A 24,442-nucleotide genomic window follows, 5' to 3' on the forward strand; every position below is an offset into this window, starting at 1 on the left:
AGCACTATTCCATTAAGCTATCTTCGGGTCAATTCAAAACCTTTGAACCTTTTTAAAGTAACCCGTTATATTTTCTAACGAACCATTCTGTTGTCAGTAAAGCAACAATCAAAATCAACAACCAAACCCAGTCAATTAAAGGCGTTTTAGTGGAAACGTTTTTTTCTATCGATTTGTATTCTTTATTTTCCAAAAGTGTTTTGATCAGTTCTGCTGTCTGATTCTGGAAAAAAGCTTTTCCGTTGGTTTGCAAGGCCAATTGTTTCAATTTTAAAACATCAGGATTTACAAATTGTTTTTCTATATCAAAATCCAGAATTTCAAAATGGCCTGTATAACTTGTGTTGGTATTTAGTTCTTTTACCGTAAAATTATATTTCCCTGCAGGTAACCCGTCCAGATTTACGGAAAAAGAATTGTTTCCTTTTAGCAAATCGTAGTTTTTGGTTTGCTTTGTTATGGCATTGGTTACATTTATGGTCAATCTCGCTTTTTCGTCGAATTCATAATTTTTATTGAAGTATTGTGCATTGATTACAATTGCTTCTCCGGAATTATAAAAACTTTCGTGCGTTACAACCAATGATTTTCTTGACGTTGCTGAAGCTAAGTATTGAATTATCTTATCGGTGAAAATATCATACTTTTCAAAGGACTGATTATCGATATGGCTTTGCAAACGCCATTTCCAGCTGTTTTCTCCTAAAAGAAAAGCGGTTCTTTTGCCCTGATTTTCGGTGAATGCCAACAAAGGTGCATTAGTAGAAACATTTCTGATTTTTGAAGAAAGTAAAACCGATACATTTCCATTGGTGGTGATTGTACCGAATAAATTTTGCAAAGGCGGGAAATTTTCGAAACCAATATTTTCGATAGCAAACAGGTTAAACTGGGACTGAAATTCGCTTAAATAATCTTCTCTCTGATTACTCATTTTAAAGATCAGGTTATTCTGCTGCTGATTCAGAAAATTAAAATCTGTATTGGTTCCGGTAATAATAAACGTATTGGTTCCGGCTAATTTATTGTTGTCAAAAATGGGTTTAAAAGCAGTTGTTGGCTGATATAAAACCAAAACAGAAACATCTTGTAATAGATTGATTTCGTTTGGCTTGACTAATATTACCTTACGTTGTGCATTAGTTTCAATCGAACGTTTTAGTGCTGCAATGTCCGGATGGTTTATAGACGAAACTATTGCTATCACTGACTTTTGGTCAATAACTTCTACCGCAAAATTCTTGATATTGTTATAACTGTTTTTTTCTTTTGCACCAGAAGAAATACTGGCTCTAAAAACCTGCAATCCTACTTTATCAGCAGGCAAAAGCAAATTTAAAGTCGCTGTTTTTTTAGCAGAAGAAAAAGAAACTTTTTCTTTGGCAATAACGGAACTGCCCTGAACAATTGAAAAATCTGCTGTTATATTTTTATCTCCCGCATATTGCAGAAATACTTCAACGGGGAATTTATTTTTATGAAAAGCATATTTATTTACGTTGAGCTGATTGATTTTTAAATCAAAAAAAGTGGTTGTATCCCCTACAATTAAAGGATATACTTTGTTTAGGGGATCAAAACGATATACATAATCGTTTCCTGTAGTCTGATTTCCGTCAGTAATAATAACCGTTGGAAAAATAGTATTCCTGTTGATACTTTTTAAATTACTGGCAACGGCATCTAAATTGGTCTGCTTTCCTTTGAAATCAAAGGCTGCTGATGGCTTTAGATCTGCGTCGAACTGATACGACTGAATTTCAAATTTTTCCTGAAGCGCAGGATTTGAAACCAATTCCTGGTACAATTCAACAACTTTTTTATCTGATTTTAAAGCTGTAATCGAACTTGAATTATCTACTGCAATTGCCAGAGGTGTTTTGGTTACGACCAGCGTATTTTTAGTAAAAATCGGATTGATCAATAAAACGAGTAAAGCAAAAATGGCTAAAAAACGCAAAAAAGCCAAAAGCACGACCACATTGGATTTACTTTTGGCTTTATAATAATATTGAAAATACGACAAACCACCGGCTATTACTAAAGAAAGTAATAATAATAGAATCGTGTTTGTAGTCATATTTTATAGTTTGCAGTGGCAGTTTTCAGTAATCAGCAATAACTGAAAACCGTAAACTGAAATTTTTAGATTGTATTTAGTTCGCAGTGTAAACTGAAAACTGTAAACTGAGACTTTATCTTAGGTAAGCATTCCTCCGCAAACATTCAAAACCTGTCCTGTGATATAGGCACTCATATCTGAAGCAAGAAATAAACAGGCATTCGCAACATCTTCTGTTGTTCCGCCACGTTTCAAAGGAATTCCTTCTCTCCATCCTTTTACGATATCTTCACTTAATTTTGCAGTCATTTCAGTTTCAATAAACCCAGGAGCAATTGCATTGCAACGAATATTACGGGAACCTAATTCCAGTGCAACAGATTTAGTAAAACCAATTGCCCCTGCTTTTGAAGCTGCATAGTTGGTCTGACCTGCATTTCCGGAAACCCCTACTACAGAACTTATATTAATAATGGAACCTGCACGTTTTTTCAGGAATGTCTTTTGAATTGCTTTTGTCATATTAAAGACAGACTTCAGGTTAACATCAATTACCTGATCGAAATCTGCTTCAGACATACGCATCAGCAAATTATCTTTTGTAATTCCGGCATTATTAATCAAAATATCTACTGTTCCGAAATCGGCCAGAACAGCATCTACAAAAGTTTGTGCCTCATTAAAATCGGCTGCATTCGATTGGTATCCTTTTGCTTTTACTCCTAAAGCGTTCAGTTCAGCTTCTAAAGCTTCAGCAGAAGCAACAGATGAGCTATAGGTGAAAGCTACGTTTGCACCGTGTTTCGCAAAAACTTCAGCAATTCCTTTTCCAATTCCACGACTAGCGCCCGTAATGATGGCCACTTTTCCTTCTAGTAATTTCATATTCAAAATTAAATTTAATATTTATTTGTAGCTAATCCTGCTATCCATTTCAATCTTTTACGTTTTTAAAGAAAAAATACAAAAGGATTTCCATTTCTATCAGGGCTATGAACGACTTGTCAAATATATGATAATTCCCTTTTTAAAAAAAAACAATTGTCGGTCATTTAAAGTATAAATACCAAATACAACAATTGGAACATTTTCAAATTAGCAAAAAAAATAAAAAACCAGTAGTTATTTTCTACTGGCGGTGGTTTTTATTATGGTTTTAAAAGGGGTTCTTCCGGAAATGGGTCAAGCGGCAGCACCGGAGTGACCGGAGGAAGCATAATGCAAGGCCCGCTATAAGGAAATGGTGTCCATGGTACAGTACATATCTGACCGTTACCATTCATGTTTTTTAGTTCTTCTCTAGTTAATACTTCAACTCCTGAAAAATTTAAAATTGTTCTTAACATAATAGGGTGTTTAATATTTTGTTCTCTCAATCCCTTTTTTGTCTGTTGAGTTTCAGACTTATAAACTATCTTAAGCATATAATTAAGTTGTAAATATAAGAATAACTTTCGGTTATTTCAAAATAATAACAAGAAAATATTGATTTTATTATTAAAAAAGCAGCCCACACAAGTGAGCTGCATTTATCAAAAAAATTAAAAAAAACTAAAAATTATTTACTGAAATGAGTATGCAACCATTCTAAAAGGAGCTATTGTACTCGTAAAAGTATAGGCCGTATAACCTAAAACCGGTGTTTTAGCAAAATACAATCCTTGAGGGTTCATGAATTGATCATCAAGCTCTTTTAAGAAAGATGGAGCTGTAATTGCTGGCGATGTTGCCGCTGTACTTGATTTCCAGATACCAGGAGTTAATTTAACTGTCTTATTTGCAGCATCAGCAGTCAAAGTAAAGTAATGGTATCTTCTGGCTATAGTTGCGCCATTAGCATCTCCAAATCTGTATTCAATATAGTTACTTCCGTCAGCATTATTAAACCAAAGCTGTACTCGTGTAAGCATAGCTCCAGCGGCTTGCTCTGAATTATTTAATAATGTCAGGAACAATGGTGAGTTTGCCGCTTCAGTTTTTGTTATAGTATAAATATAACCGTAGACATTATTTCCGCTTCCTGGTAACAATAGTTTATAATCATCTGTCAATACCAAAGGTGCATTGTTATACTTGATAGTTGCAGACACTCCTCCCGTTCCTGTAGCTGTAAAACTGCCATCAGTATCATTATAAACAAAAGTGGTCAATTTTTGTCCTGCAACGGTTACGGCCGGACTGACCACAATACCCGTAGCTGCAAATCCAACTCCCATCCCAATAACTGATCCTGATCCGTCTATAGCTGTTGAATTAGCATATCTGGCAGCTGCTGCATAAGAGAAACCATATTTACTAATCTTTGTTCCGTCATTAATTTCCAATGACCTGAATAAGGGTCTTCCCGGCTCTCCAATTACATTTTTTTCTGTAATTAAATTTTTAGACAAATCTGCCCAATCCTGAGCTGTTGCTTTTACAAAACGTACTTCCCTAACTAATCTGTTGCTTTTAAAAAGCAAATCACCATTTTCCTGGCCGTAATATAAAAACTGAAAATCACCTAAATATCCCTTACCTCTTAAAGCATTGGTTGGAAAACTGTTAGAGTCTGATAAAAGATGTATCCTGTTGAGTGTTGTGAATACCACACTAACTGTACTTCCTAACACTACATCATATTCACTTTCATAAACTGCAGTATCATCATCAAAATCGGACGCCATCTGTACTTTACCATTAGCTGCAAACTTAAACAAATGCGTAAAGCCTCCTAATTGGGTATCATCTGTAAAATAAACCGCTTTCCAGCCAAACTCTGAAGAAAGCAATGCATCGTTTAATTCTTTTTTCTGTTCACTCAGACGCTCGGCGGGTGTTTTATCGAATATCTGCTCTGCTTCTGTACTATTTGTACAAGCGCCTAATACATATACTGCCAGAAAGGCAAACATTAAGTACTTCAATATATTTTTTGGTTTCATAATTTTACTTTTATAAATTGTACATTAAAGAACTTATTGATTAATAACAGCTGTTGTATTTCTCTCAGCTGCATCTCTTAAAGCATAGAAATCAATATTAAAAGCATCTTTGTAATACTGCACTACAATTGCTTCTTTCTGTTTTAATTTTGCTCTTCCGTTAGCATCAGTAATGCTGGCCAGAATTTCTGCATATTCTGCTTTTGAACTTGTCAGTATTGTAGAAGCAGTTTCAGCAAAATCTTCAATAATATTACTTCTGGCATAGTTCGTTATAAATCCCAGATTTCTGGAGGTTTCAAGTTGTTCTAAATGCCACGTTCCGGTATAATCTCCTGGAGTTATTTTTTGCCACGCCTGCTCATCAAAAGGTTTATTTTGATTTATGATATGTACATATTCGTGCTGAATCGTATGAATGAACTCAGTAACATTTGCACGGTTTTGTGTGTCTAAATAATCCACTTCAAAAAGGGTAATCCTTTGTCCTGAATCTGCAATTCCTAAAGTTCTGGTTCCATTAGGATTAGAGTTTACTCCTCCGACCAGCACAATTTCTCTTGGTGCCAGTATTTTTACGAAATCAGCACCGCCAACTTCAGAATAACTGTCAATCCAGATTTTTTTAACAACTTCTAGAGCCGGTTGCACATTGTCTACCAATGGAGGAAAAAGAAACCTGTTGTTATCTACTTTGTTCTGATTCCATTTATATTGTGCACTAATATTATACGGATTAAGAAAGTTTATTGAAATCCAGTTGTCTAACGCTGTTTTTGAAGGTATTGAATAATCTAACTGACTTTCCGTTGGCTGATCTTCATGGGCACAGGCTGTAAAAGTTAAAACCCCTGCAACTGCCATTATTGCTTTATATTTTTTTAATATTTTCATAGTCTAAAAAATTGAATTAAAATTTATCGGGGATTTTTTTCTATTCCGTAATTTGATGCGCTAAGCGGTATTTGCAAGGCTCTGCGTTTATCGTCTTTCACCAAAGTTATAACCGGGCTACCAGGGTCATTACGGGTTACCACAATATTAAAACGTTTTACATCAAGCCATCTTAATCCTTCATGAACAAAATCCCTTCTTCTTGCTTCAGCAATTGCTTTTACGTAAGAAGTCTGCAATGGTGTCAGCGCGTAATAAGGCGTAAACTCATTGGTAATAACAGGGTATTTTGCTACTACATTTGCTTCAGTCAGTTTATCAGTTGCGGCATCGTATCCTGAAGTTCTTGTTCCTAAAAAGTACTCTAACTCTGTATTGGCTTCTGTAATTCTGTTTTTCATTACAAGTGCTTCAATACGATTCAGGTAAAACTCATCATTAGATAAAAGTACAATTCCGGCGTATGGTATTCCTATGTTAGCCGTCAGGTTGGTGTACTTAAAGTATTCTTCAAACTTCGGTGTAAACAACGTACTGCTGCTGTTATAGCTGTAAAAATCAAACCACCATGGTTTACTGTAAAAACTGGTTTGAGGTCCAAAAAGTTCTGTTTGTTTTGCGTCAGTCAGATAATAGTTGATTCCTCTGGGAGATCTGGCCACAATCGTACTTGGAGAAGCGATTAGCAAATTGGCTGCATAAGAAGATTTTCCGTATTCTATAAACTGAACATCCGGAGCCAGACTTGATAATAAGGCATAATCTTTAAGCTTTCCGTCAGGCTTAGAACCTAAACTTGCAGAAACTTCCAGTACTTTATCCCAATCTCCTTTTATCAGATAAAAACGACTGGCAAATGCATTGGCAGCTTCTTTATTGAAATGAAATTTAGGCTCTTTGTAATCGTTGGTTACATATCTCAAACCTTCCTCAAGGTCTTTCTGAATAAAATCAAAAACTTCCTGTACACTATTTCTTTTGTAGCTTTTCAGCAACTCTGTTTCCGGTTCTGTTACGTAAGGCACTCCTAAATCTTTCGCTGCTGTAGCGGGATTGTAACGATTAGACCAAAAGGTAACTAACATAAAATGTGCATAGGCTCTGGCCAGTAATGCTTCACCTTTTTGCGGATTTAAACCTGCAGGATTCCCTAGTTTTTTAATGGATTCCAAAGCCTGATTGGCATGGGCAATTGCTTTGTAGCAGGCATCCCAATAGTTCCCTTCACTATCAACATTGGTCTGATCGTGCATTTCCCAATAATAACTCTGCTCGTTTTTTATATTTGAATTATTCAGTCCGGCATCAGCGACATTATCAGACATCGTTTCAGCAAAATCCATATAAGAAGCTTCAGGATAGGCATTTACCAATAATTCTGATATTTTATCAGGCGTATCTATTTGTGTTCTGTTGTCCGGTACTTCTGAAAGAAATTCATCGCAGCTGCTCAGCGTAATGATCAGTAATAAGGCCAGGGTGATTTTTATATATTTTATATTTTTCATAATCAACTATATTAAAATGAAAGGTTTAAAGAAAAACTGTACTGTGTTGTAATTGGAAAAGCAACACCTCCCGTATTACGGAATTCAGGATCTTGTCCGTTTAATCTCTTATCTGAATAAATCAGCCATGGATTAACTGCTGAACCTTTTAATGTAAAAGTGCTCACTCCTAATTTTTTCTTGAAATCATTTGGAAACTCCCAGCTAAGCGAAACATTTTTTAGTCTCACGAAATCACCGTCAGCAATTCTCACATCAGAATAATTATAGGTATTGTAAGCACGTCCTAATGCATTTGCTCCATCGTAATTGGTGATCAGACGTTTGTCTGCAATTACAGGAACATTCGTATACTGCTCGTCACCAGGGTTTATCCAACGGTTCGTAAAGTCTTTTGTAAATACCGTTAAATCATCGTACTGACTGCTAAAAGCCGGATTTAAACGAACTTTATTTCCGCCTGAACCCACAACAAAAACATATAATGACCATCTTTTGTACGTAAACGTGTTGGCTAAACCTATCGATTTATTTGGTTCGATAGAGCCTTCATATTTCAGGTATTTTGTCACATTTTCGGTATCCTGAAAATTAGCCCCTGTTACTTTATCCGTTTCACCATCCTGCATAACAAAAGTTGGCAATCCCTGATTGTTCAGACCTGTAAACTGGTAAGAATAAATGGAGTTTCTTGGTCGTCCGACAGCGTTTCCTCCATTTCCGTCTACTAAATCAAAAGCTGTAGGCTGATTTTCTAATTTTGTAATTTTTTGATCGTATACAGAAAAGTTAAGTGTTGTAGACCATTTAAAATTACTGGTTACAATGTTTTGAGTTGTAAAACCAACCTCAATACCTTTAGTCTCCATATTGGCATTATTTCCCTGTTTGATTTTTTGTCCTCCAATTCCTGAAGTCACTACAAAATCAACTAAATCAAATGCTTTACGGCTGTAAACATCTGTTGTAAATTGTACTCTGTTGTTAAACATTCCTAAATCTACACCAAGGTTTGTTTCGTATTGTTTTTCCCAGGTTAAATCAGCATTTTGCAATTCATCAATATTTATTCCGGTTTCTCTGTCAGAAATCCCCAAACGATCGGTAATAAAACTTTTGTAAATCGCTAATGAATTTGTTGCAGGCCCGGCTGTGGCGGTAAGTCCATAAGAAGCTCTTAAAGCTAAATTATTTACAGCTGCTACATTTTTCATGAATTTTTCTTCCGCAATATTCCATTTACCACTCACGGTATACGTTGGCAGCCATCTTGATGAACCGCTGTTTCCTTGTCTGTTTGATCCATCGTAACGGCCTGTAATCGAACCGGTATAACGACGATCATAGGTATACCCTACTTTTCCGAAAAAACCAACTGTTCTTTCTCTTTCTGTATTAAAGCCATAATAAGAACTTCCTTCATTGATTATCTTTTCAATAATTTTGGGGTCCGTAAAAGCGGTAAGTCCTCTGTCATACTGAATTCCGGCAGCTGTAAAATTGTCGCTGTTTCGGTCTAATGATCTTAATTCGGTTCCAAAAAAACCTTCTAATTCATGCTTGTCATTCAAAGTGTTTCTGTAAGTTACACTGTTTCTGATATTGTAAGAAGTCAGGTCATTTGTAAATTTTCTTAAGAATCCTCCGTTTGGGAGCACTGAAATTGGCTGTGCCGTCAAATCATCCGGATTTTTATACAAAAAGATATTGGCGTTTCTAACAATCGTATTGGCTCCGTCTGCTCCGTATTCAGTACCGGCTTTATAAGCTTCTACCACATTAGAGTTTTCGTAGATTTTGTGCTCTCTGCTCGTATTGGCATAACGTGCCGAACCCGTAAGGTTATAACTTAAGTGCTTGTTAATTTTATAATCTAAATCCAATTGGAAACGAATATCTTTTACTTTAATTTCTAAAATATTGTTTTCCAATTCATTTATAATATTCATTGGCGCCCAGTTATTTCTGTAATATTCCTTGTTCCCCAAATCATCGTAAGGTCTCAGTGTTCTGCTGGTGCTTAAAACATAATTAAACGGATTTATATCGAAATCCCTTGTTACGTTACCAAACACAACATCCTGCTGGCTTTCGTAACTTCCCGGAGCATTTTGATCACGTACAGAAGCTAATGTAGACAAGGTAATATTCAATTTGTCATTTACATAAAAAGTTCCTTTTATGTTCGATGATAATTGTTTCACGCTGTCAGCAATAGTCCATCCCGGATCTGTATAATATCCCAAAGAAGCATAAAACGTATTGTTTTTTCCACCACCTGAAAAACTCATCGAGTGATTTTGTGTAATGGAAGGTCGGAATAAAACTTTAAACCAGTCTGTATTGGCTAATTCGTATTTTTTCAAAAATTCGTTTTGGTAAGGCTGTTCGTTTTTAACTCCAAATTGACCGTTAGATGTCCTGTAAAGATCAATTTGTCTGGAAAGAAGATTGTACACCCCGCCATATCTTCCCTGAAGCGTTGATGGCATATCCAGAAAACCTTTTTGCTCCATTTCTTTTAAAATACTCATTGATTCCTGAGAATTTAAAATATCATACTGTGTATAGCTTGGAACTGTTCTTACCGTATTTTCAACAGAATAACTCACTTTTAACGGCGAATCCCTGCGTCCCTGTTTGGTTGTTACCACTACAACTCCGTTTAATGATCTTGAACCATAGATTGAAGTAGCAGATGCATCCTTAAGAATTTCAATGCTTTGAATATCATTTGAATTCAAACCTGCAACCGCAGAACTTAATAAAGTTTCCGAATTTCCGGAAGCTAAATCTGCAAAAGAAATATTGATAATATCTTCCTGTACAACACCATCAATAACCCATAATGGTTTTGTATCTCCAAAAATAGAGGAAGATCCACGTACCGTAATTTTAGGTGCAGTACCAAATGTACCCGTCACGTTCTGAACTGTTACACCGGCTGCTTTTCCTTCGATCATTCTGCTGATATCAACAACTCCGTCGACTTTTAACTCAGTTCCTGAAATTTTGCTGATGGCTCCTGTAAAAGTTCTTTTTGATGTTTTTTCGTAACCTGTAGTAACTACTACTTCTTTTAAATTTTGTCCTGCTTCATTCAGAACTACAGTTGGAGTCGTATTTTGTATTCCGATTTCCTTCGTTTCCATTCCTACGTAAGAAATGACCAATGCTGTGCTATTGGATGGCATATCTATAGTAAAATTACCATCAAAGTCTGTTAGTACAGCTATTTTGGTTCCTTTAGCCAATACAGTAGCTCCTGGAAGAGGAACACCACTCGGGTCTGTAACTTTACCTTTGATAATAGGTCCCGGAACTAAAGTTTCAAATAATGAATTTGTATTTTCTGAATCTGAAAACAAATTTTTACTGCTTTTTTGCAATACAATCTGATTACTTATTTCTGCATATGAGATGCTTAAGGGCTCTAAAATTCTGGACAGAATAGCGGATAACGTTTCATTATTAGCCTCAATACTCACTTTTTGATTCAATTGAGCTATTCTCGAATTATAAGAAAACTTTACATGCGCAGATTTCGAAAGTTTAGATAAGGCATTATCCAAAGTTAAATTTTCAACTGTAATTGTTACCTTGGTATCTAATTTTTTTTGTCCATTTACATCGTCTGCCATAGCTACACTTGAAAATACAAGTGCTAAGACAAACTGAAATAGTGTTATTTTCATGATTCGATGGAGTAATCGTTGTTTAACAACTGGTTTTTTCATAATTTTGGTTTGTTTTGATTAATACTGTTTAGAGCGTATTTTAAGAAACGACTGAATTCCTTTTTACAGAAAGCAATTCAACTTTATTGAAGTGTCGAAAATGTTACAGCATTTCGGCACTTTTTTTTGCATTTTAAATTCACATAGGCCTTTATTTTATTTTTGAATTATTATGTTTTGGTATTTTTATATTTATGTAAATCCTTTATTTTAAATGAAGTATAGCATACCACTTTTAAAAATGATACGATTTTAAACTAGAATATGCAGTAAGTACAGTACTGATTCTATACTGGTCTTCAAAAAATTAATTACACCCTTCAGATGTTATAATAATCTGATTTCCATTCATCTCAAAACTGGTATTATTGCCGATACTTCGACAGACAATTTTTAATTTTTCGGTGAGGGGCTGATCACTTAATGAGGTGGTAAGATGACAATCCTTTAATTTTTCACGGGGGTAATCAATATCAATTAAGTAGGCCTGTTCTATCGTCTCAAAGATTTGAGAAACAGGAATGTCGGTAAATTCAAAACTCAATTGCTCAATATTACCAACACTGCTGGTGAGTGTTTCATCCTGGGTAATATTGGTGATTTTATTAAAAGTTAAATCATGCCTTACAAATCGCAATGCCTGATTAGGAAGCAAAACGACTTCCCGATCGGATGATGACACTAACTCATTGGATTTTACCTTAACTTTACCGGTGCGAACAAGAACTTCAACATCAGGCTGATCGGAATAAGCTTTCACTCTAAAACTAGTTCCTACGACTTTTGTGACGATTTCGTTTGCGTAAACGAAGAAAGGCTTTTTAGGATTTTTACTAATTTCAAAGAAACCTTCGCCGGACAAATACACCTTTCTTTCGTTTCCGGTAAAGATTTTAGGGTAACTTAATTTACTATTGGGCTGTAATAAAACCGAACTTCCATCGGATAATGTAATGATTTGCGGTTTATTGGAATTATTGGTCTGCTCTACCAATCCTTCACTGTTTTTATCTATAAGCTCTTTATAAGTTACAGTTTCATGGGTTTCAGTAAAATTGCTTTTGTAAAACCAAACCGACAGTAAGCCAAAAAACAATGTTGCTGCAACTCCGGAAAGAAAATATTTCTTAAAGAATCTTAGTTTGGTATTTTTACGGAGATCAATTTGCTTTTGGCTGTTTTCAATTTTGATCCAGGTATTTTGCAACGCTCTGTGAATATCCGAAGCAGATAGTTTTGACACCGGCACTTTCATGGCAAGCAATATCAATCTGGCATCTTCAACCAATTTCGCACGCTGTTGATTTTCCAGAGTCCATTCTTCCCAGCCCTCTTCATCAACTTTAGATAAGATCCAGGCCTGGAATGATTCATCAGATAAAAAATCTTCAATTTCGGTATAGGTGTTACGTTTTTGCATCTGTAAAATGAGGTTACAAAAACATAGAGGACAGCTCTCTTATTATATACTCACCAAATTGTGATTTTTTTTATTCTTTTTTAAAAAAAATTAAAAAGTACCTGAAGATAATAGTGTAATTAAGGATAAAGTACCTTTCCATTCTTTACGAAGCGTCAGTAAACCACGGTACAACAAATTACTTGCCGACTGATAATTTACTTCCAGCATATCGGCGATTTGCTCTACCGTCAGACCCTGATGGTACTTAAGATACAGCGCTTCTTTTTGTCTCGGTGGCAGATCATTCAGTAAATTATTCAAATGGGCAACTTTTTCTTTTGTTGCATAATCATCATCGTCTATAAGCTCGTGTTCTACCGAAAATTCCAAACGAAAAGCGATAGAATCGGTACTGGTAGACTTTCTAAAAATATGATCTCTTTCGTGCAAACGGGCAATTCTTTTACGAACACTTGATAATAAGTAGGCTTTTACAACGACAGAACTTTGCAGTGTTTTTCTATATTTCCAGAGATCGATAAAAACTTCCTGTACACAATCCTGTACTTTTTCCGGATACGGTGACAGTGAATTGCCATAGCTCACTAAATCACTAAAATACTTTTCAAATAACGTCGAAAAGGATTTTTCATCACTTTCCCTCATGTTATTCCACAGCGTAATATCATCAAAAGCGTTTTGTACAGTTGTGATTTTCATAATTTTTTTTGGCGCAGAATTCTTAAAAAAGATATTTTCACTTAATACAGAGAATACAGTTTTTTAACATTATTCTTTGTATTTGTGCGATAAATATATAAAAGCAAATATATAAAACCAATTTTTTTACACAAAAGAGACAGTTTCCTAACCTGGAAAACTGTCTCTTTTGTTGATTTAGCGGGCTGCCTGAGCGAATGTTAAAATTATTATTATTTAAAAATGTCAGATTTTATAACATAAATTAGCAGCATTATTTTTTAATAAATTTTACAGCCGAACTTCCTTTGTCTGTTTTTACTTTTAAAATATAATTGCCTGTTCTTAAATTTGAAACATCAATTGAAGAAGTAGCATGGGCATTGGGAACAGCAATAACTAATTGTCCCAAAATATCATAAACGGCCAATGCTCCTATTTCTAAATTGTTCTTCGAAGCAATATTTAAAACATCTTTAACCGGATTTGGATAAATACTGAAGTACTTTGAAAATTCAAAATCCGGAGTACCTAAAGTTTTAAAAGTTGACGTTGCCTTGTTGGTTAAAATCGGGAAATTATAATCAAAATAAATATTCGCTTCATTAGTAAAGGAGTCCCCTGTTTTTAAAGTCGGCAAAGTTTTAATTTTAAAGGCAATATAACCATCATTATTAGCATTGTCAAAAGGCAGATTTATTTTTTCGAAGATAAATTCGACTTTATTTTCACCTGAAATCTTAGTGATATAAGAATGACTTGCGCCAGTGGGAACCAAAGTCGAAAGATCAAACTTTAATACATCAATCAGGTCTTTTACCACGATATTTTCAGCAGGATAGGTTCCTGCATTTTCAAAACGAATTAAATAATGAACATACTCTCCTATTAGTTCTGGTTTGATGACATCACCTTCCAGACATGTTTTATCATTGGGATCATAAGATCCTACAACGGTTTGGCGCAGCGCAAAAGAGTTGTCGACCGGTTTTTCATCATCCGCGATTGGCAGGATTAAGGTATTAAAACTCAATCTGTCATTAATATTTACCGCAGGAGTTTCCATTGGCGAATTGACATTTAGGGTAACTAAAATTTCTCTGCTTTCAAAAGGCTGCAAGTTTTCATACTCCCAAACCAATTTGTTTGGCAGCTGACTTGTGATTTGAGGAACAGCCGATTTAAAATCTAAGACTCCATCATTAAAATCAAGTAAAACTGAACCTGATTTTACCTGGTTTCCTTTGTTTCTATAAACTAATTTATAAGTAGCATCAAACCCTGGTCGTGCGGGAATTAATGGCAAAAGAGTTACCTCTAAATCCTGATGATCCCCATTGGGAGTGACACAGAAATTTTGAACAAACGGGCTTGCAGCTCCCGGAAAGGTAATTGAAATTGATTCAGGCGAAACTTTAAAATAAGCCGGGTTTTCAATAACAGGACTTATGGTATGAGTTCCATCTCCTACTTGTAATTCATAATTTCCGGAAGAGTTTGCTATAATATTGGAAGATTTTACTCCATCCGTAATTTTATATTTTAAATTAGGCAGCTTAATATCAGATTCGTCACAGCCATTATTATTACTGTCAAACTTATTAGTCCCCTTTAAAGTATAAAAAACACCACCCGGAGTAAAGGAACAATAGGTATTTACAGAAAAAGGATATGGCGCACCATAACCTGGAAACAAGAAGTCAAGCTCGTCCTCATTACAACATATATATTTTAAATTGTCATTGCTGTAATATTGATAGTTGTATTTCCTGATTCCATTTTTTTGATTTACAAACAGAAGGTTATTATTGTCTATATGTATATTAGCTAATAACGGACAAGAACTGATATCTAAATTTTCTATTTTATTAAAACTGATTGTAAGCCATTCAAGCTTTTTTAATTTATCTACTTCAATAGAAGTTAAATTATTGTAATTACAGTATAATCCTTTAAGATTAAGTAACTCATTTACGTCAAGGGCGCTTAGTTTATTATTATTACAGCTTACATTTTCGAGACTGTTTGAATTTTGAAGATTCAGTATTTGGAGTTCATTGTAATTTACATCTAAATAGGTCAGACTTTTTAAATTTGAGGCATCTAATGCTGCCAATTTATTAATCCAGGCATCTACGTGAAATAAGCTGTTACAGCCAGAAATTTTTAACGAGGTTAATTTATTATTATAGACATTTATTTTTTCGAGTTTTGCTAAACCGCTTACATCTAAGGATATTAATCCACCTGTGCTCATAACAACCTCTTTTAAATCTTTGCAGGTCGTTAAATCTAAGGCAGTGAATAAATTACCACTTGCAAATAAGGTCTTTAATTTTACTAAGCCGCTTACATCTAATAAGGTTAAGTAAGCGCTGTCTGCTTCAACAGTCTCTAGTTTTGTAAAACTTCTTAAATCTAAAACTCCAAAATTAGTAGAACTGCAATTTAATGAGGTAAGATTAGTGCAGCCTGTAAAATCTAGATTTTTCAGATTATAATTTGCCTTGCAATTAAAATATTGAAGTTTAGTAAGCGCACTAATATTTAGACTTTTTATATCATTATAATAAACACCTCCTTCATTACTTAGATCCAGATCATTTAATTGGGTAAAATTTTCTATTTCTGCTAAGTCGGAAATTAGAGAATTACTCAAGTTCAGTGAGCTTACATTTTGTGCTTCTGATACTTGTATTTCATAATCTCCATTCAAATCAATTTTACAATAATTTCCTTGTAAGTCTTTTGCAATTGCATTGGAAGTATTGGCCTGAATTAATCTTGTTTTAAAATTAGAATCCTTAAATTCAATCACTTGCGCGTTTACTTTAACCAATAAAAAAAAGGTAAATAAAAAAAAGTAGTTTTTCTTCATAAGATGTTTTTGAAGAAGTAAATATAGCATTTTAAGTAACAAAGTAATTCTTGCCAAAATATTTTATTACGAATTTATTAAGAAAACTAAAATGTGTTCATTTCGTTAATTATATTTGCTTCTGTAATCTGATTCCCTTAAAATTATAAATGAAAAAAACACTTTTTGTGCTTCTCATAGTACTAACTGCAAACCTTGCAAAAGCACAGTTGGTTATTGATAATTCAACCTTAACTCCACAACAATTAGCTCAAAACATATTACTTGGACAAGGAATCAATATTTCAAACATTAAGTTTAACGGATCGGCTGCTGCTACAATAAGTGATCAGATTGCCGTATTTGATAATGGCGCAACAACAAACATTGGCATCAATAAAGGTTTAATTTTAAGTACCGGAAATGCAATTATAGCTAAAGGCCCAAATGATCAGGGACAGGCAACTTTACCTACCTCTAATCCGGTTCAGGGAGATCCCGACTTATCAATTCTAACTAATAATCAGCCCATACAGAATGCAGCTGTCCTTGAATTTGATTTTGTTCCCGTTGGAAATAAGCTGACTTTTAATTTTGTTTTTGCATCTGATGAATATCCGGAATTTGTAAATGATTCCTATAACGATAATTTTGGATTTTTTATTGCCGGACCCGGAATAACAGGACCATATTCGGGAAATGCAAAAAATATTGCCTTAATTCCAACAACATCGTTACCTGTTTCAATTAATAATTTAAATAACGGCAATTCCAATAACGGCCCCTGTGAATATTGTCAATATTATGTAAATAACGATAGTGGTACCACTATACAATATGATGGATTTACTAAAGTTATTCAGGCCGTTTCTGATGTTCAATGTGGACAGACCTATCATATAAAACTCGCAATTGCGAATGTTCTTGATAATAATTATGACTCGGCTGTATTTATAGAAGGTGCAAGTTTTAGTTCATCGGGAATTAATTTAGGCGAAGATTTACAAATTTGTTCCGCAACAAATTATACTTTAAAAACAGGACTGGACGCTTCCGTTGTGCATGAATGGACATTTAACGGAGTCGTGATTCCACTTCAGACAGGTCCTGAAATTACAGTAAATCAATCGGGTAATTATGGTGTAAAAGCAACTCCGATCGGAATAGGATGCCCTGTTTCTGACGAAATAAAAATACAATTTAGTACTGTCATGGAGCCGTATCTTTACTGTGGAACAAAAACAGCAAACTCAATTACTTTTGATTGGTTAGCTTTAGGATATGCAGAATTTTCTGTGGCCTATAAAATTGGAACTAACGCCATTGTAGATGTCGGATTTCTTGGTAAAGCATATTCTTATACGGTGCAAAATGTACCTCATGGCGAAACGGTTACAATAACTGTTACTCCTGTAGGAACACCTGCAGAATGTTTTGGTCCAAACTCAATTTCCTGTATATTGGACACTTGTGTATTAACACCCACGATCACTAATAGTCAGGGGCCAACTTCCCAGCAAACTTGTGCAGATACAATTGTTTCTGATATGAGTTATACGATTGGCGGTGGAGCGACAACTGCTTCTATAACTTCAGGAAGTCTGCCAGATGGCGTAACAGGAACTTTAGTTGGGAATGTATTTACCATTAGCGGAACGGCAACTTCATCGGGAACATATAATTTCACCATTACGACCTCCGGAGGATGCGGTACCAATGCATCCGTTACTGGTTCTATAGTTATACTTGAAAGAACCCTACCCAGCTTTGCCCCGATTAATGCCATTTGTGAAGGTGGGAATTTTATACTTCCATTACAATCAATTAATGGTATACCGGGAACATGGAGTCCTGCGGTTAATAATTTAACAACTACAGAGTACACCTTTACGCCCAATTCCGGACAATGCGCCACTACTACTAAATTAACTGTCGCTATAAATCTAAAGACAGTTCCGGTATTTACTGCCGTTGCACCAATTTGCGAAGGAGAAACTATTGTTCTTCCGGCCCAATCCAATAATGGGATCACCGGAACCTGGACTCCTGCCATAAATAATATAACGACAACAGAATATACTTTTGTTCCAAATTTAGGAGAATGTGCTGCTACAACTAAATTAAATGTAACTATAATCCCGAAAACCAGCCCTGTATTTACCGCGATTGCTCCAATTTGTGAAGGCGAAACAATTGTACTTCCTTCACAATCAGACAACGGAATTCGCGGAACATGGACTCCCGCAATAAACAATTCAACAACGACTGAATACACGTTTACCCCAAATTCAGGGCAATGCAGCACTACTGCAAAATTAACCGTAAGCGTAAATCCAAAGACAATTCCACTATTTACCACTATCGCACCAATTTGTGAAGGAGAAATTATTATGCTTCCGGTACAATCAAATAATGGAATTGCAGGAACCTGGTTACCGGCGATAGACAACCTTAACACTACCGAATATACTTTTACTCCAAATAATGGCCAATGTGCCGCATCAGAAAAATTTACCGTTATCGTTTACCCTAAGCCACAACCGAAAATTGAGGATGGAAAAATTTGTATTGAAAACGCAACAAATACTCTTATTCAACCCTATCTTTTAGATACACAGTTAAATAATTCATTGTATAATTTTGAATGGTTTTTGGAAGCAAATAAAATCGAAAATCAAAATGGTAGTACATTAGAAGCAAAAGAAACGGGCCATTACGCTGTAATTGCAATCGATAAAAACACCAATTGTATTTCAGATATTGCAGAAGCGATAGTGACAAGTACTAAAACTGATTCCGGCGAAATAACAATCGTACAATCTGAATCCTTTTCCGAAAATTCAACTGTAACGATCAATGTAAAAAATGCTTCAGGAATTTTTGAATATCAAATCGACAACTCCGATTTTCAATTTTCAAATCAATTTACGGATGTGTCTTCCGGAAAACATAGCATAGCGGTTAGAAGCGTAAATGGATGCACTAATCTAACTAAAGAAATTATAGTAATAGGATATCCTAAATTCTTTACGCCAAATGGTGATGCCCATAATGATACCTGGAATATTATTGGTTTTGATGGAATACAAAATGATCGGATTTTTATATTTGACCGTTATGGAAAATTGTTAAAGCAACTCAATTCTAAAGTTTTAGGATGGGACGGAACATACAACGGATACCAAATGCCTGCAACTGATTACTGGTTTAAAATAATTTTCACCGAAGACAAAATTGAAAAAGAATTTAAATCTCATTTTACTTTAAAGAGATAAAATTATTGCACATAAAAAAGGAGCCTGAAATTTTCAGGCTCCTTTTTTATGCATTTAGAGTTCTATTAAAATTTAATGAACTTCGAGCTTGAAGTTCCTTTATCGGTTTTAACTTTCAGGAAATAATTACCCGTTCTTAATTTTGAAACATCTATTGTGGAAACATCGACAGCATTTGGAACTGCGATAACCAATTGTCCCAATACATCATAAACCGCAATTGATTTAATAGTGGGATCATTTTTTATAGAAATAATGTTTAAAACATCTTTTACCGGGTTTGGATAAATATTAAAATACTTCGAAAACTCAAAATCCTGTGTTCCTAGAGTTTTAAAGGTAGAAGTTGCTTTGTTGGTGAGAATCGGAAAATTATAATCGAAATAGATATTGGCTTCATTGGTAAACGAATCCCCTGTTTTTAAAGTTGGTAAAGTTTTGATTTTAAAAGCGATATATCCGTCATTATGTGCGTCATCAAATGGAAGATTTATTTTTTCGAAGATAAATTCTACCCTGTTTCCCTCCGAAATTTTGGTTGTATAAGAATGACTCGCACTTATTGGAACTAATGTCGAAATATCAAACTTTGATAAATCGATCATATCTTTTACAACAATATTTTCTGCCGGATAGGTTCCTGTATTTTCGAAACGAATCTGGTAATGAACATATTCTCCAATTAATTCAGGTGTAATTACATCACCTTCTAAACACGTTTTATCGTTTGGATCAAAAGAACCTACGACTGTCTGACGTAATGCAAAAGAATTGTCTACCGGTTTTTCATCTCCCGTTACAGGAGTAATTAGAGCGTTAAAACTCAAGCGGTCATTGATATTTACCGCAGGAGTTTCCATTGGTGAATTAACATTTAGGGTTACTGAAATTTCTCTGACCTCAAAAGGTTCTAAATCAGTATAATTCCAAACTAATTTATTACTAGTTTGATTTGTTATATTCGGAAATGAAGATACATAATCCAAAACAGCATCATTAAAATCAAGACTTACAGAACCTGATGCCGTTTTATTAGTTTTATTTTTATAAACAATTTTATAAGTCGCATCAAAGCCGGGTCTCGCCGGAAGAAATGACAAAATAGTAATTTCTAAATCCTGAAAATCACCTTTTGGAGTAATGCAAAAATTTTGACTGAACGAACTTGTATTCGCAGGAAAAGTTATGGTTGCTGACGCTGGAGAAACTGCAAAATAATTTGAATTTTCCAGAATTGGCGTTATGGTGTGCGTACCTTCTTTTACTGGAATCCTGAAATTTCCTGAAGCATCCGAAATTATATTTCCTTTGATCGTTCCATTACTGATGCTAAAATTTAAATTAGGAAATTTAGAATCTGATGCATCACAACCATCGCTATTGGCATCAAACTTTTGGTTTCCTTCTATAATATAATAAACCCCGCCAGGATTAAACGAACAATAGGAACTCACCGAACAATTAGTATAGCCTAAATATCCTAATTGCAATTTTATATTTTCGATCTCGTTCTCATCACAGCATATATAAGTCAAATTCGGATTATCTTCTAATATCATTGTGGAATTGTCTAAAAATCCATTTTTCATAAAAACATATTTAAAGTTATTTTTTCTAAGCTCAATAAATGCTCCGGGTTTAACATTGCTAAGATCAATTGATGTTAATTGATTGATGGCTCCCTGAATATCAATAAGATTTTTTTGAGCCGATATATCCAATTTAGTTAATTTATTTTCACCAAAAATCAGGTGTTCCAATTTTTTTAAATGGGATAGATCAAGACTTGAAAGTTGATTAAAACTACATGAAAAGGATGTTAGATTAACATTATTTGATATATCTATAGAAGTAATCAGATTTGAGTCAACATATAAAATTTCTAATTTAGTCAATAAAGAAGTATCAATATTTTTTAATTTATTAAAAGCACAACTCAATAAAGTTAAATCTTTAAATCCTTTAATTACAATATTATTAATTTGATTATAATTGCAATCAATGGCTTTTAATTCTGTTAAGTAACTCAAATCCAGATTCGTTAATAGATTATTGCTGCAAGTAATTTCTTTTAATTTTGTTAACCCTGTCAAATCAAAACTAACCACTTTGTTACCGTTAAAATTTAAACTTTTAAGATTACTAAAATTATTAATGCCATTCAAATCTGTAATATAATTTTGATCAAAAAATGGTTGGGTTATGTCTAACTCATATACATTTAATGCTTCGCTTAATTCAATTGTTCCATTATTATTCAGATCAATCTTAATTGGACTGCCATCAATTCCTTTTGCAATATTGCTGGTATAACTTGATTTTAATAATCGTGCCTTAAAAGTAACATCTGAAACACTAATAACCTGTGCTTTAATAACAGTAGTAATAATAAATAACATTAGTACCGTAATGTATTCTCTTTTCATCAAAATAAATTTATAATTTAATAAACTTCACACCAGAAGTTCCGTTATCAGTTTTTATCTTCAAAATATAATTACCTGTTCTTAATTTTGAAACATCTATTGTGGAAACATCTGCAGCATTTGGAACTGCAATAACCAATTGTCCCAATACATCATAAACCGAAATTGATTTAATAGTGGCATCATTTTTTATAGAAATGCTTAGAACATCTTTTACCGGATTCGGATAAATATTGAAATACTTCGAAAACTCAAAATCCTGTATTCCTAGAGTTTTAAAAGTAGAAGTTGCTTTGTTGGTTAAAATTGGAAAGTTATAATCGAAATAAATATTGGCTTCATTGGTAAACGAATCCCCTGTTTTTAAAGTCGGCAAAGTTTTAATTTTAAAAGCGATATATCCGTCATTATATGCGTCATTAAATGGAAGATCTATTTTTTCGAATATAAATTCTACCTTATTTCCTTCTGAAATTTTGGTTGTATAAGAATGACTCGCACTTGTGGGAACTAATGTCGAAATATCAAACTTTGATAAATCGATCATATCTTTTACAACAATATTTTCTGCAGGATAAGTGCCGGTATTTTCGAAACGAATTAAATAATGCACATATTCCCCAATTAATTCAGGTGTAATCACATCACCTTCAAGGCATGTTTTATCGTTTGGATCAAAAGAACCCACGACAGTCTGACGTAATGCAAAAGAATTATCAACCGGTTTTTCATCACCTGTTACAGGAGTAATTAAAGCGTTAAAGCTCAAGCGATCATTTATATTTACAGCAGGAGTTTCCATTGGCGAATTAACATTCAGGGTTACATTAATTTCGCGTGTCTCTAAAGCTTTTAAGTTGGTATAATCCCAAACCAATTTATTGGTCGTTTGATTGGTAATGGACGGGCTGGCAGCTACATAATCCAAAACAGCGTCATTAAAATCAAGTGTAACAGAACCTGATACCGTTTTATTTGCTTTATTTTTATAAACAATTTTATAAGTGGCATCGAAGCCGGGCCTCGCCGGAATTGTCGATAAAATAGTAATCTCTAAATCCTGATGCTCCCCTTTCGGCGTAACGCAAAAGTTTTGAGTAAACGGACTTGTTTGTGTTGGGAAAGTTACTACTAAAGATTCTGGAGAAACTTCATAATAGTTTGGGTTTTCCAGAATTGGTGTTATGGTATGAGTTCCTTCACCTACAGGAATTGAATAATTACCCGAAACATCAGAAATTATTGTTCCTGAATTTGTTCCATCAGTAATTTGGAAATTTAAATTTGGAAATTTACTATCTGAAATATCGCAACTATTATTATCTGAGTCATACTTTTGATTTCCCGCTATAGTGTAATATATTCCTCCGGGATTAAAGGAGCAATAGGAGTTAACTTCAACATATGATACGCGGTCTTTTAAAAGATTGTGATAGTGATCAATAAGTGCTTCAGAAGTACAAATGTATTTTAACTTTGGATTGGCACCAAAATAATATGAATAAGAAAAATAATCATTTTTAATATAAATTGCTGTTAATTCATTACTGAAACTAGACGAAAGGACTTCTAATTTTTTACAATTATTCAAATTCAACTCTGTCAAAAGCGAATAAGTACAATCTAATTCAAATAGATTAACTTGATCATTCAAATCAAGAGTAGTAAATTTATTCATCCCACAGGAAAGATATTTAATTGTTTCAATACCTTTTAAATCCAGATTTGTTAAATTATTTCCAACACAGCGTAAGCTTTCAATTTTTAAACCTTTCAAATCCAAGTTGGTTAAATTATTCCCACTACACATTAAACTTACTAAATTTCTTGTTTTAGTCAAATCTAAATAAGACAACTTGTTTCCACCACAAATTAACCGATTTAGTTTAGGTGAGTCAGGCAAATTTAAAACAGTTATTTTGTTAGTTTCTAAATCAAGCTTTTCTATATTATTTATACCAGAAATATCAAAAGAAACAATTTGATTATTAGAACATGTAACCTCTTTTAAATTAATTAAATTATTAAAATTCAAACTTTTAAGTTGATTATTTGCAAGACTTAAAACTTTTAAACTTGTTAATCCTTCTAAATTAATATTTTGCAAATTATTTTGAGATCCTGCTAAATATTCTAAATTCACTAAATTAGAAACTTGAGCATCAACTGTCTCGTTATATATAAAATTTAACTTTTTTAGTTTCTTTAAATAACTAACATCAACATGAGAAATTTTATTATAAGAACAATCTAAATCTTCAATATTAGTAAAATGATATATATCAGAAAAGTCAGTAATTTTACTTAAATCGGAGCAGCCTGAACACGAAATATTTAAATAACAAACCCTTAAAGCTTCACTTTGCTCAATTTCATTATTATTATTTTGATCTATTTTGATATTTTCTCCATTACTATCTCTAGCAAGACTATTATAAATATCAGACATTAATAATTTTTGCTTAAAATTTACATCAGAAAAATTAATTATCTGGGCATTTATTGTTAACGAAAAAAAGCAAAGAGCTATAAGTAATAAGTAGTTTTTTATCATATTTTAATTTTATTTTTAGGCCATAAATATATAAAGCCAAAAAATCAAAACCTAGTGCTAAATAAAAAAAGCCTTACTAAATATTAGCAAGACTTTTAATAATT

General features: G+C 33.7%; 13 protein-coding genes. 1 reads left to right on the top strand and 12 read right to left on the bottom strand.

Features of this window, described 5'->3' with window-relative positions; genetic code table 11:
• Positions 1-52 precede the first annotated feature (52 nt).
• The 10 genes from HAV12_RS12370 to HAV12_RS12415 all read right to left on the bottom strand — a co-directional run bounded on the left by HAV12_RS12370 (position 53) and on the right by HAV12_RS12415 (position 16,104).
• Complete coding sequence (locus HAV12_RS12370) at positions 53-2,080, bottom strand: hypothetical protein (RefSeq protein ID WP_171569930.1); 2,028 nt, start codon at positions 2,078-2,080, stop codon at positions 53-55.
• Positions 2,081-2,200: 120 nt separating this feature from the next.
• Positions 2,201-2,947 carry a 3-oxoacyl-[acyl-carrier-protein] reductase gene (gene fabG / locus HAV12_RS12375; RefSeq protein ID WP_171569931.1) on the bottom strand — a complete coding sequence of 249 codons (747 nt, stop codon included), beginning with the start codon at positions 2,945-2,947 and terminating at the stop codon, positions 2,201-2,203.
• Between the two features lie 263 nt (positions 2,948-3,210).
• The gene (locus tag HAV12_RS12380) at positions 3,211-3,408 is read right to left on the bottom strand and encodes a hypothetical protein (RefSeq protein ID WP_205423310.1); all 198 of its coding nucleotides are present in this window, start codon (positions 3,406-3,408) and stop codon (positions 3,211-3,213) included.
• A 216-nt stretch (positions 3,409-3,624) separates the two neighbouring features.
• Positions 3,625-4,986, bottom strand: coding sequence for a DUF4302 domain-containing protein (locus HAV12_RS12385; protein ID WP_171569933.1), 1,362 nt, complete (start codon positions 4,984-4,986; stop codon positions 3,625-3,627).
• Between the two features lie 33 nt (positions 4,987-5,019).
• Positions 5,020-5,880, bottom strand: a complete 861-nt coding sequence (locus HAV12_RS12390) for a putative zinc-binding metallopeptidase (RefSeq protein WP_171569934.1) — start codon at positions 5,878-5,880, stop codon at positions 5,020-5,022.
• Between the two features lie 23 nt (positions 5,881-5,903).
• Entirely contained in the window at positions 5,904-7,388 is a 1,485-nt protein-coding gene (locus HAV12_RS12395) for a RagB/SusD family nutrient uptake outer membrane protein (RefSeq protein WP_171569935.1), read from the bottom strand.
• An 11-nt stretch (positions 7,389-7,399) separates the two neighbouring features.
• Positions 7,400-11,125, bottom strand: a complete 3,726-nt coding sequence (locus tag HAV12_RS12400; RefSeq protein ID WP_171569936.1) for a SusC/RagA family TonB-linked outer membrane protein — start codon at positions 11,123-11,125, stop codon at positions 7,400-7,402.
• Between the two features lie 307 nt (positions 11,126-11,432).
• Entirely contained in the window at positions 11,433-12,545 is a 1,113-nt protein-coding gene (locus HAV12_RS12405) for a FecR family protein (protein ID WP_171569937.1), read from the bottom strand.
• Positions 12,546-12,635: 90 nt separating this feature from the next.
• The gene (locus tag HAV12_RS12410; RefSeq protein ID WP_171569938.1) at positions 12,636-13,247 is read right to left on the bottom strand and encodes an RNA polymerase sigma factor; all 612 of its coding nucleotides are present in this window, start codon (positions 13,245-13,247) and stop codon (positions 12,636-12,638) included.
• Positions 13,248-13,500: 253 nt separating this feature from the next.
• Positions 13,501-16,104: a T9SS type A sorting domain-containing protein gene (locus HAV12_RS12415; protein WP_171571679.1), complete on the bottom strand. Its 2,604-nt coding sequence runs from the start codon at positions 16,102-16,104 to the stop codon at positions 13,501-13,503.
• A gap of 149 nt (positions 16,105-16,253) precedes the next feature.
• On the opposite strand from HAV12_RS12415, the gene HAV12_RS12420 reads away from it, so the two are divergent.
• Positions 16,254-19,358 carry a choice-of-anchor L domain-containing protein gene (locus HAV12_RS12420; RefSeq protein WP_171569939.1) on the top strand — a complete coding sequence of 1,035 codons (3,105 nt, stop codon included), beginning with the start codon at positions 16,254-16,256 and terminating at the stop codon, positions 19,356-19,358.
• A 65-nt stretch (positions 19,359-19,423) separates the two neighbouring features.
• Here HAV12_RS12420 and HAV12_RS12425 read toward each other — a convergent pair whose 3' ends face one another.
• Positions 19,424-21,784, bottom strand: coding sequence for a T9SS type A sorting domain-containing protein (locus HAV12_RS12425; RefSeq protein WP_171569940.1), 2,361 nt, complete (start codon positions 21,782-21,784; stop codon positions 19,424-19,426).
• A 10-nt stretch (positions 21,785-21,794) separates the two neighbouring features.
• On the bottom strand, positions 21,795-24,338 hold the full coding sequence (locus tag HAV12_RS12430; RefSeq protein WP_171569941.1) for a T9SS type A sorting domain-containing protein: 2,544 nt from the start codon (positions 24,336-24,338) through the stop codon (positions 21,795-21,797).
• Positions 24,339-24,442: the final 104 nt, after the last annotated feature.

Origin of the sequence: Flavobacterium sp. CLA17 (assembly GCF_013112255.2) — a bacterium.
Lineage (GTDB): Bacteria > Bacteroidota > Bacteroidia > Flavobacteriales > Flavobacteriaceae > Flavobacterium > Flavobacterium circumlabens.